Below are 10,736 nucleotides of genomic sequence, written 5' to 3' on the forward strand. Positions count from 1 at the left end.
AATCAGTGGAACAAGCTGGAGGCATTTCTCCAGGATGGTCGGTTAGAATTAGATAATAACCGCAGTGAAAGATCCATTAAGCCATTTGTGATTGGACGCAATTATGTGCTTACTTAATTTATGTTTCTATTTAGTTCTGCTAAGGGTAAAATCGCCAAGAAATCGCTTAGTTCACGATTTCTTGGCACTTTCTAATGAGCACATAATTATAAAGAGGCTAGAAACGCCAAAATATCTTTAGATGGCTTGTAACGGTACCCATTAACGGATGGTTCGGCTATTTTCTCCAGTGTTTTTTGCTTCATCTCAATGTCTGCTTCCATATATTTATGTGTTGTATTTATGCTCTCGTGTCCAAGCCATATGGCAATGGTTGAAATGTCAACTCCTGATTGAAGCAAGTGGAGCGCGGTCGAGTGGCGGAAGGTATGTGGGCTGATGTTTTTGTCTTCTAATCCCGGAATAATTTTCTGTGCTTTTTCTGTTAGACAATCGATCCGATAACGGACACCCGATCGAGTGAGTTCATCTCCTGTATGATTTATGAACAGTTTATCATCTGACTTAAGACTATGCTCTTCAATATATTTTTTAATATAGGATGCGGTTGTCTTCCAAAGAGGAATGTTCCTTTCTTTTCGCCCTTTACCTATTACATGAATATAGCCTGCCGTTCCGGAACTATCGAATATAACATCTCTACATCTCAGGGAAATAAGCTCAGAGACCCTTATACCGGTATTATAAAGAATCAGCACCATCATCCTATCGCGGCGCCCAAGGGCTTCTTTCATGGAACAGGCCTCCAAAAGAGCATCAATTTCTTCTTTTGTCAGAAAATCTATCTGTCGTTTTTTCGTCTTCCGGAAGGGAATCATAAGGCTTCTTTGAATAGTAGCACTGTATTCTGGTTTTTCAAAAGACATGAAATGAAGAAATGCATGGATTGCGGCCAGACGGTTGTTGATGGTTTTCGTCTGGTTTCCTCTTTCATGATCAAGATACTCCAGAAAACCAAGTATATATTCTGCTTGGATGTGTTCTATACTAATTTTGTGCGGCGGACATTTATGAACAATATTTAAATACTCAATATAAATTCGGAAAGTATCCCGGTAGGATTTAATGGTTTCCGGGGATGCCTGTTTTTGATTCATCATCCTCTTAAGGAAGAACTTCTGAAGCAAATCTTGGAATGCGCTATTCATATGGTTGCAACTCCTTTCCGTATAGGAGCTCAAACTTTCCGCAAGCAAGAGAAAGAAGTTCTGGAGTAGATGTAAGGTACCAATAGGTATCAGCTGGTTTTACATGTCCCATATAGACCGAGAGTGAATAAAGCTTCTGGTTGACATCTTCTCCGCCTTCAAGCCATTTAAGAATGGTACGACAGGCAAAACTGTGCCGGATATCGTATAGACGCGGCGGTCTTCCATTCCAATTGTTTCCGCCATCCGGCATCAAACAGGAGCGCAGTTGTTGGAATGCATATTCAAATGCTCTTGTATTGAATCGCCTTCCGTTCGTGGTTACAAAAAAGAAATCATCTTCTGATCGTCCAGAGAGTTTCCCCCTTAGTTTCGAGTCATATTTTTCAAGCTGTTCTACCACGGTTTGATGCAGGGGTACCAACCGGTCCTTATAAAATTTTGTATTCCTTATAAAAAGATATCTTTCCTTAAGATTAACATCTAGAACTTTAAGATTTGTCAGCTCAGAAACGCGGATTCCCGTTGCCCACAAAAGGCCTAATGCGGTGGATACTGTCAAGCATCTGATGCCATCCGTGGTAAATAGATTCAATGATTCATTCATCAGCCGAAGAATTTCTTCTTCCGTGTAAATATATGGTGTCACACGTCCATGACATTTTCCAAAAACTCCCGTCTGGGGAACCTGTGCTTGGGGATCGATGGAAGCGGCATATACTGCAAATGTATGTACTGTTTCCAACCTTCTTGCCATGTACCATCTGCTGAGGCTGCTGTCGAGAGAAGCCCACTGCATGGCTAAATCAGTCGTGAGGGAGTCGATATGATCAATTTCGCGTGTATATTTGGCAAAACGTCTTAATTCTTGTGATTCAATTCTCAATTGGTAGCCCAGACTTTGCTTGTATTCTATATAGGATTCTATTTGTCTGGTTATCTTATTATCCGTTAGCATAAGCTGCCACCTCCGGGCCACATACCGGCAGCTTGTAACAGCATTTCAGTATCTATTTTCGTATAGATAGCAGTGCTTTCCAGGCATTCATGTCCGAGAATATCTGCCACCATCTTAAGTGTGCAGCCTTTTTTATATATTTTACTGGCTACTGTCCTGCGTAGGATATGAGTACCGGTAACAGATTCGCTGATCCCCGCTCTTTTGTATGCACGGCGCATAACACCCCTTACCTGTTCTCTTCCCATGGGTTCACCCTGAGTATGGGAAAAACGGACAAAAAGAACCCGGCTTTTGGATGCAGGCCGAGAATTCTGTAGATAATTCACAATAGCTTCCCCAAACGTGGAGGACATGGGCAGTGTCCTGTCAGTGTGTGTTTTGGTATTTTTAATTTTAATAATACCGTTCTTCCAGTCGAGATCATCTAAAGTTAGACTAGCAACTTCTGAGCACCGAAGCCCCAATTCTGTGAAGCATAAGGTAATGGCATAATCTCGTATTCCTGAAGGCCTGCTTTTATCAAAGCAATTCCGTAATGATTCGAATTCTTCATTGCTTAGCACAGTTGGAATAGTATTCAACTTCCACACCGCCGGCGAAAGTGGGATCTTAAAGATAGATTCATCAACATTTACACCAGAAAAACGGAGATATTTAAAAAAATTACGTATTGATGTCGCTATCCTTCCTTTTGTGCTTGAGTTTAAATGAGCCGCTTCTCCGGTAAAATAATTTCGGATATCCATAGCGGAGATATTTGATACATTAAAGCTCTCGGGCGACTGTTGGTAGATGAAATTAAGGAACGGTCTCACTTGGTTGGCTTCAGAAATGATACTTGTATCTGCCAGATGCTTAACTCTTTTCTGGAAGTCTTGGAATCCAGCCAGAAGATCTTCAATTTCGGCAATGACGTTTTCTTTGACAGCCTTAGGATATGGCATTCCCGTTGAAAATTTATAGAAAACGTATAGTGCGGCTCGGCAATATTTAAATGTTTTCGGAGACATTGAGGCTTCATTTTTCAGAAATTCTTTTATTTGGTCTTTAAGGTTGGAATTCTTCTCGTTATAGTAATTTGATCGTAGAAATCTGGAAACATAGGTTTGATAACCAAGAATTGTACTCTCGTGGTATTCATGTTCTTCCAAAAATGTCCTGAACTGATTCAGTTTCTGCCTGACTGGTAATGTTAAAAATACATAAGGCATAGTAGCAACACCCCTTTTACTTTAAGTATAAAATGTTGCTACTCATACCTACAATCGGGTTAGTGAGCACATAAATTAAGTAAGCACATAATTGCGGTTATGTGCTTAAGAACATAACCGCAAAAACTGGCTGTTCACAAACACCCCGCGGGGTGCTAGGGCTAGCGCTGTTATTTACAGCATTGTTGAAACGGCTAAGGAGAATAATTTGAATCCTTTGGCCTATCTCACTTATCTTTTCGAGCAGCTGCCCAACATAGATACCACAGACCCAGGCGAATTAGATAAGCTGCTTCCCTGGTCAGCTACCTTACCCATTGCTTGTCGAGTATATAATAATTAATGTTACATGGATCCCCACTTTCCTTGGAAGGTGGGGATTATTTGACGCTTACATAGCATAATCGGCCTTTTTGATGAGCCGAGCCATCCGGTTATTCTTACGTACCGCCCACTCCGCGTCAACAAGCAGACCTAGCCGCTCTTCAAACGATAATTCATGGAAGGAGCTGTCTTTTAACTGCTCACGGAATGCCTGTGCCATGACACTAAGTCGCATCTCATGCAGCTTGGATACAGTGTTATCGTTTAACATCAGTTATTCCCCCTTTTGTAATACTCAGCACCACGTGTAAAACCATACTGGGATGCTCCGGGGGCGTTTCCGATGCAGGTTTGTTATCAAGCAGCTTGTCCTGTCCGGATTTAAGGATTGCCTGTACATTTTTTAGGCTTGGATGGACGGTATAGGACAGCGTCTTTGCGCAAGCGGCTTCTAGACGTTTTACGGAATACTTATCTGCAAGTTTGAGTAGAGCCTACAGGACTTGTATCCTTGCTGCTCTACCTTGTGGGCACTGAGGAAGAAACGAACAACAACAGCGGTATTTTCTCCGATCTTTTCGGCCCAGCTGATGAATCTTTCTGCGTTCCACGTTACATACTTCTGGTGGTCTGGAGGCATGTGTGCCTCAATAGTGCTGTATTGGCCACTACGTCCGTACAACCTTGGGTGGGAGCTGATCCGGTTACCTCCAAAGAAAACCTCAATGACATTCTTAGTGAGCCTGACGTCCACTTTTTGCTTAATGTATTCATACGGGACTGAGTAATTCTGGGAATCTACGCTGATATGGTAGTTGAACTGGACAGTGGCAACTCGCCATGTGGCCAACTCAAAAGGTTTTGGCGGCAGTGGTAGCAGGAACGGTCTTTCCTCTTCAAACAGACTGGCTCTGCTGCCTTCCTTCTTCTGGAATGGTTTGTTATTAAACTCTTTTAGCTTCTGTCGGATAGCTTCATTTAGCTCATGCAGGGAGAGAAACTGCTGGTTGCGCAACGCCGCCAGGATCCATGTGGAGATGATCCCTACTACGCCCTCGACAGTTGGCTTATCCTGAGGAGCTTTTACCCGGGCAGGGATAACAGCTGTTCCGTAGTGTTCCGCTAATTCCTGATAGGTCTTGTTGATTGTAATCTCGCTTCGTGAGTGCTTTGTAATGCCGGTCTTTAAATTGTCCGGGGTGAGAATGCGTGTAACACCACCGAAGTAGTTGTAGGCATTAACATGGGCGGTAATCCAGCACTCTTGGTTCTGTGATAGAAACCCCTCCACGTAGGCATAGCCGCTGTATGAAAGGGCAGCAACAAAGACGGAAACATCTATTAACTCACCTGTATCAGTATTTACAATGTGCGCATATTGACCGGCCCAATCTACCTCCATGATTTCTCCAGGCTTGCGGTTAATATGCATAGTTGCTTTGGTACTTCTGACGAAATCGCTGTAATACTTGTTAAACTGGGTGGATTTGTACGGGACTTCACCCGCCACGCGGCATTGGTCACAATATTCCACCCACAGTAGACTAAGCGTGACACCGCTCTTGGCCATCTCTCGATGGATGTATTCATAATCCGGCATTTTGTACGTCGGCTTTGCTTCCCCGGGTGGAAACAGCTTCATGGCAAGCTCTTTGTTGGTCATCTTGTCAGGCAACGGCCAACTTAGCCGACACGCTGCGGCCCGTTGCAAGACATTCGTGACGGTGTTTCTAGAACACCCACAGCTGGCCGCTATGTCCTTTTTTGTTATCCCAAGGCTAAACAGCCTCAGGATTTCTCTGTAATTGGTCATTCACATGACCTCCTATGGATTATTTGCGCTAGATTCCCAGCACATAAACCCATTATACAGAGCGTTTTTACAAGCGGATCATGAGTGCACAATTAGTGCGGAAGCTATGCCCAATTCAAACGGTCTGGGTGCACAATCACAACGGTCAAAATGCACAATCTGGCTCGTCGTATTCACGTGGACCCCCTGGAGCTGGCGCCCCGGCTCAGGAAGCTCGCCGGCGTGCTGGAGGGCATGACCCCAGAGCAGTTCCGGCAGGTGACGGTGTGGCTGAAGAACGTCATCAAGCGCAAATTGCCGGGACCCCTGCAAGAAGAGGTAGAACGCGTGCTGGAGGAAAACGATCCCCGGGAGGTGGAGAAGATGATCACCAACATTGAACGGACGTTAGATGAGATGCAAAGGGCGGCTAGGATCGAAGGCAAAATCGAAGGCAAAGTGGAAGTTGCAAAGGCAGCGTTGAGAAAAGGTTTTTCCGTAGAAGACGTGGCTGAGATAACCGGACTGTTCTGGGAGACCGTCTTGGGGCTGAAGAATGAAATGGAAAACTGGTGCTGACCAGCGAAGGGAGCCGGGGCATCCCTAACAAGCAATCCCGGCAATAGCAAAACACGGTGCCAGACTCGGGCCTGATCGGACGAATTTCCGGTCAGGTCCTTTTTCGCATTTCAAAAGAGACCCAATCAAGGGGACGGTTCTCTTGAGTCAACAATCAAGGGGACGGTTCTCTTGAGTCAAAAGGTGCCTGGCACTTCACTAAACTAAAGTAAAGGAGGGGCCTCCCTAGAGGTCGCCCTCTCCCGAAAGGGTCTGACCACCAAACAATTCTGAGGGTGGGCTTGTTTACCGCTTACCAAAAAAGAATGGGGGATTGCAGTTTACATGCTGCAGCCCCCATTTTTGTATACACCCTTACTTGTTTAGTTGCTCGATCATATTTTTCAATATCACCGCTGCTTCGGCCCGGGTTGCGCGGTCAAGGGGGGCAAAACGAACGGTGGTGTCGGTGGATTTACCGTTTAACATTTGTCGATCTGCCAGTAATGCAGCGGAATTCTTGGCCCAATCGGATATTTTGGTTTTATCCACAAAGCGGGATAGTGTTCCCTCAACATCCTCGGGTTCAGTTATAATACCCTTGTACCTTAAAGCATTACAAATCATAACGGCCATTTGCTCCCGTGTAATTAATTCTTCCGGGGCAAATAATTTAGCACTGACACCTTTAATGATCCCGGCAGAATAGGCTCGCCCGACGCTGGTGTAATACCATTTATCCGGAAGCACATCATTAAAGGGAGCCTTAGCCTTGTCCTGTAGTTTAAGCACATTTACCAGCATGGCGGCGAACTGGGCTCTGGTTACGGCAGTATCTGGGGCAAATTTTCCGTTGCCCATCCCGTTAATGTAGCCGTTGGCAGCCATGAACTCAATATCCTTCTGGGCCCAGTGACCGTTAATGTCAGTAAATTTAGCCGTAGTCGGTATGGGTTGGGCTATTAGCAATGCGAACTTACTGAAGTGATTGGTCTCAAAGGTGATGGTACCGGTCACAGGGTCATAGGTGCCGCCCATATTTTCCCATGATTTTGTGCTTTCGTTAAACCAGTGAACCTTTAGTGTACCGTTGGCGGCAGCTTCCCGTTTGTTAGCCGGTACGGGTAAGGTTACCCGGATAGGTTTAGCGAACTGGCGTACGGGAAGTTGTTGTCCATCGGGTTTAACCGCTGTAATAGTCAGTTCAAATATTTCATTGCCCAGGGCCAGGGCCGCCATTTGCACCTGTGCCGCTCCGGAGGGTACGTCCAGTGCCCCCGGGGGCAGGGTGAAGGTAGCGTTTTGTAACTGTACTACCACCGGTTTGCCGGTGTTGGTAAGGGCTTTCAGGCTGGTTGTGGTTAGGGCGGTTTCCAGCCTATCGCTGGCGTTAATGGTTACCGTATCGCTGTTAACAGCGCTGGCAATGGCATTATCTATTGTGGCATTGCTCAAGGGCGTTGTAGCACCGGGTGGGGTGGTATTTATTAAACCGCCGCCGCCGCCACCGCCACCGCCTCCCCCGCCGCCGACAACGGCGGAATCTGTGGTGGTGCTTATGCTGTAGTTAGCAGACCCCTTCATAACGGGATCAGTGGACGTACATACTAAAAGACTGTATAAACCGTTTGTAGTGGGGTTCTTGATATTGGCCGCCTTATCAATGGTAATGTTTACCTGTCCCCCGTGCCCGATAGTTACCGGCACATTAAAGGTAATTGATTGGCCGTTTGGCGTAATGATGTCTCCACTGCTGCCCACCGGGATATTATTAACTTTTATTTTTTCGCCAGTTATGAAGGCGGGAAGGGTAGTACCGTTCGGGAAGGTGATTGTAATGCTATCCCTGGAAACGGATGTCGAGAGCAATGCCCCGTAAGAACTTGTGTTAAAGGTAATATCATAACTGGAAGGGCTTGCAACCGAAGGCGAACCAAGTGTTACGGATGGCTGGCTGACCTGTGTTGCTACAGCGTTATACAGGTTTACAAGTTTCCCTGTAACTGTCTTGCCTGACAGTGAAGGTAAATCACTGCCGGAAGATTTAATCAGCTCGATAGCTTCGGTGGCACTAAGATGCTTCTGAGCCATTAGGATAGCGCTTATTCCTGCCACATGGGGTGCGGCCATCGATGTCCCGCTAAAGAAGCGGTAGGAACTGTCTTGCCCGGTATATTGGATTATTGTACTGGCTCCGGTACCGTTTGGCTCCAGAACATCATTATAAGGGCTGGAGGTACCTGAGAATGTATAGGAATCACCGTAAAATTCGTTAACACCGTTTAAGTCGGTGTACATGCCTGGTTCATTGATTTCCTTGATGAAGGTAAGACCCAAGGTTGAGGTTACGAAGTTGCTGTCTTCGATCCCGTAGAGAGCGTCTTCACCTGTGATGACCAGCTTGCCCCCACCGGCCAGGTAGCTTGTCAAGTTGCTTTGGTCTTCTGCGGTAAGGGTAGTTGTGGTCAGTGTTCCATAAGCGTCACCGGTAAACCAGATTACGGCATCATAGGGTTGCATTTCTGCTGCGGTCGGGCCGTAAACATCCTGGTTTACACTGCGTATATCAACAGTTGTTTGTGATGCGGAATAGCAATAGCCTGCCACAGATAAGGCTTTTTCAAATACCGGTGTATAGTTATTATAACCGGCATCGGATTCTCCGTCGTTAACCAGTAGTATGGAGGTGTTGGGGCCGGGTGTTACTCCAAGTAAATTAAGTATTTTTTTCATCAAGGCAGATTGATCCTGTTCGGTAAGAGTTTGCAGGCCGAAACCCAACACCACCGATTGATTATTTTTTTGAACCCCGGCGCTTTGGTTAAGTGTCCTGGGGTAGGTACTGAGAATAGCCTCTCCGGGCGCGCCCACATCCACGGTAGTTGCACCGTAGTTGGAGAAGCTGGCCAGCTCACCTCTGTTATTCACTGCAGCCACACTGATGATGTTTTCGGCTGCCAGACCGGATGGGGAGTCTGGTGCTGTATCATTATCCTTACCGTCGTTGCCCGCTGCGGCCACAAACACCATACCCGAGTTCTGAATGGCCTCTTTAAGGAGTATATCCTCGTGGCCACCGGCTGGACCACCCCAGCTGTTATTGGAGACCTTTACACCTTTACTGGCCGCGTAGTTAATGGCAGCGATAGCATCCGAGGTGGTGCCGCCATAAGGACCAGTAAATTTAAGGGGCATGATTTTTACGTTAGGGGCAACGCCTACTACACCCGTGCTGTTGGACAGGGCAGCTATTGTCCCGGCAACATGCGTTCCGTGGGTGTCGCCATCGCTTGCGTCAAATACGGTGTTATCATTATTATAGAAGTCCCAGCCGTTAATATCGTCAATATATCCGTTTTTGTCATCATCAAGGCCGTTTAGAGTTTCACCTGGATTAACCCATATTTTTCCTGCCAAATCCGGGTGGGTAATTTCGACACCTGTATCAATTACCGCCACTACAACTTCCCCCAGGCCGGAGGTATAATCCCAGGCCTCCGGGGCATCGATATCAATATCCTCTACCCCGGCGGTTCCCTCTATGGTCTGGCCGGTATTGTGTAGACCCCAGAGCTCGTCCCAACGTGCATCGGAGGGGGTGACAGCTTGGGGATAGTAAAGATAGTTGGGCTGTACATATTCTACCAGGTCGTCTGATTGTAAAGATTCAATCATTTTGTTAACTGTTTTGCCGGAGCCAAATTTCATAAGCTCCGCCCCAACCAGGGGAACTTTTCTCTTTGTGGTTAGTCCGTAACGTGATTTGATGCTGGAGCGCTGGGATGAATTTGCGCTCGACTTGAACTTAACGATTACCTCGCCTTCTACATAGGCGGGACGGTTATTGAGTTCTGCCGGACGCTCGTCCTTACCAAAATTATAGCTGTAAGATTGACCTGCCAAGCTAGCAAGTGAATCGGTGATGTCGCTGGTCAGAGTCTCCGGTGCTGGTGGGGATTCTTGGGCCAAGGCAGGTTGCACAGGAATTACATATACTAATTGCGCTATAAGGAAAATTGTGGTAATTAATAAGGACATGTTTTTTTGATGGTTCTTTTTCATAAGGGTTCACTTCCATTTCTCGTTAGGTGTTGAAGTTTCATCCGTTAGTTAGTTAATATATGAGCTGAATTAATTCACCCTCCTTTTTGTATGTAAGATGACCGGGGAATTTTTAAAAAACTATCTACATTCTTCCACATAAACCGCTATTTTCCTTCTGGTTTTGCTCCCTCCATAAAATCGAAGGTGAAAGATTGCAGCATAGACATATTGAAAGATGTTGGCAATGAAGGATGAAATGTAAAAAATTCAAGTCGGGGACGGTTCTTGACTTGAATTTGTTTAACTCTTGCCGGGGCTTTGTGCATTCCTGTATCAGGTAGGATATTAAGGAATAATTGAGAATCTGGTATAATGTTGGCAGGAGAAACAAAGGGAAAGGGGGGGTAAAAAATATTGGAGTTTAAGCCCATCAACAGGACAAACGACTACGCCTTTAAAAGGATACTGGGATCGGAAGAGGGCAAAGAGGCGCTCATCAGTTTTCTTAACGCAGTTTTAAAGCCACCGCCGGGCCAGGAACTGCATGATGTAGAATTACTGGACCGGGAGCTGGACCCCAAGTACCTGCTGGACAAAGCGGCCCGGCTGGACATACTGGCCAGGACAGCCGCAGGAGC

Annotated in this window: 8 protein-coding genes and 2 pseudogenes; 4 read left to right on the forward strand and 6 right to left on the reverse strand. The window is 46.1% G+C overall.

Annotation, left to right across the window (positions count from 1 at the left end; genetic code table 11):
- A pseudogene (locus tag BUB67_RS15320) lies at positions 1–99 on the forward strand (IS66 family transposase); the annotation flags it as partial.
- A 107-nt stretch (positions 100–206) separates the two neighbouring features.
- Here the strand turns inward: BUB67_RS15320 and BUB67_RS15325 are convergent.
- The 3 genes from BUB67_RS15325 to BUB67_RS15335 are packed head-to-tail and all read right to left on the reverse strand — an operon-like array spanning position 207 to position 3,380.
- A complete protein-coding gene (locus BUB67_RS15325) occupies positions 207–1,208 on the reverse strand; it encodes a tyrosine-type recombinase/integrase (RefSeq protein WP_073240250.1) in 1,002 nt (333 codons plus the stop codon).
- Entirely contained in the window at positions 1,201–2,166 is a 966-nt protein-coding gene (locus BUB67_RS15330) for a tyrosine-type recombinase/integrase (RefSeq protein WP_073240251.1), read from the reverse strand. Before BUB67_RS15330 ends, BUB67_RS15325 begins: the two co-directional genes overlap by 8 nt.
- A complete protein-coding gene (locus BUB67_RS15335; RefSeq protein ID WP_073240252.1) occupies positions 2,160–3,380 on the reverse strand; it encodes a site-specific integrase in 1,221 nt (406 codons plus the stop codon). The genes BUB67_RS15330 and BUB67_RS15335 overlap by 7 nt, the downstream gene beginning before the upstream one ends.
- A 118-nt stretch (positions 3,381–3,498) precedes the next feature.
- Between BUB67_RS15335 and BUB67_RS15340 the strand changes: the two are divergent.
- Positions 3,499–3,723, forward strand: a pseudogene (locus BUB67_RS15340) (transposase domain-containing protein); the annotation flags it as partial.
- Between the two features lie 48 nt (positions 3,724–3,771).
- Here BUB67_RS15340 and BUB67_RS15345 read toward each other — a convergent pair.
- Together BUB67_RS15345 and istA are read right to left on the reverse strand one after the other, a co-directional pair.
- The gene (locus BUB67_RS15345) at positions 3,772–3,975 is read right to left on the reverse strand and encodes an ATP-binding protein (protein WP_238457085.1); all 204 of its coding nucleotides are present in this window, start codon (positions 3,973–3,975) and stop codon (positions 3,772–3,774) included.
- 189 nt (positions 3,976–4,164) lie between these two features.
- A complete protein-coding gene (istA, locus tag BUB67_RS15350) occupies positions 4,165–5,517 on the reverse strand; it encodes an IS21 family transposase (protein ID WP_338011680.1) in 1,353 nt (450 codons plus the stop codon).
- 150 nt (positions 5,518–5,667) lie between these two features.
- On the opposite strand from istA, the gene BUB67_RS15355 reads away from it, so the two are divergent.
- Positions 5,668–6,075, forward strand: coding sequence for a hypothetical protein (locus BUB67_RS15355; RefSeq protein ID WP_238457086.1), 408 nt, complete (start codon positions 5,668–5,670; stop codon positions 6,073–6,075).
- A 354-nt stretch (positions 6,076–6,429) separates the two neighbouring features.
- Here BUB67_RS15355 and BUB67_RS15360 read toward each other — a convergent pair whose 3' ends face one another.
- Entirely contained in the window at positions 6,430–10,116 is a 3,687-nt protein-coding gene (locus tag BUB67_RS15360; protein ID WP_073240253.1) for a S8 family serine peptidase, read from the reverse strand.
- A gap of 396 nt (positions 10,117–10,512) precedes the next feature.
- Here BUB67_RS15360 and BUB67_RS15365 point away from each other — a divergent pair.
- The coding region (locus BUB67_RS15365) for a PD-(D/E)XK nuclease family transposase (RefSeq protein ID WP_200798189.1) at positions 10,513–10,736 on the forward strand (224 nt) is incomplete at its 3' end.

The sequence above is a fragment of the Desulforamulus putei DSM 12395 genome, assembly GCF_900129195.1.
Taxonomy (GTDB): Bacteria; Bacillota; Desulfotomaculia; order Desulfotomaculales; family Desulfotomaculaceae; genus Desulfotomaculum; species Desulfotomaculum putei.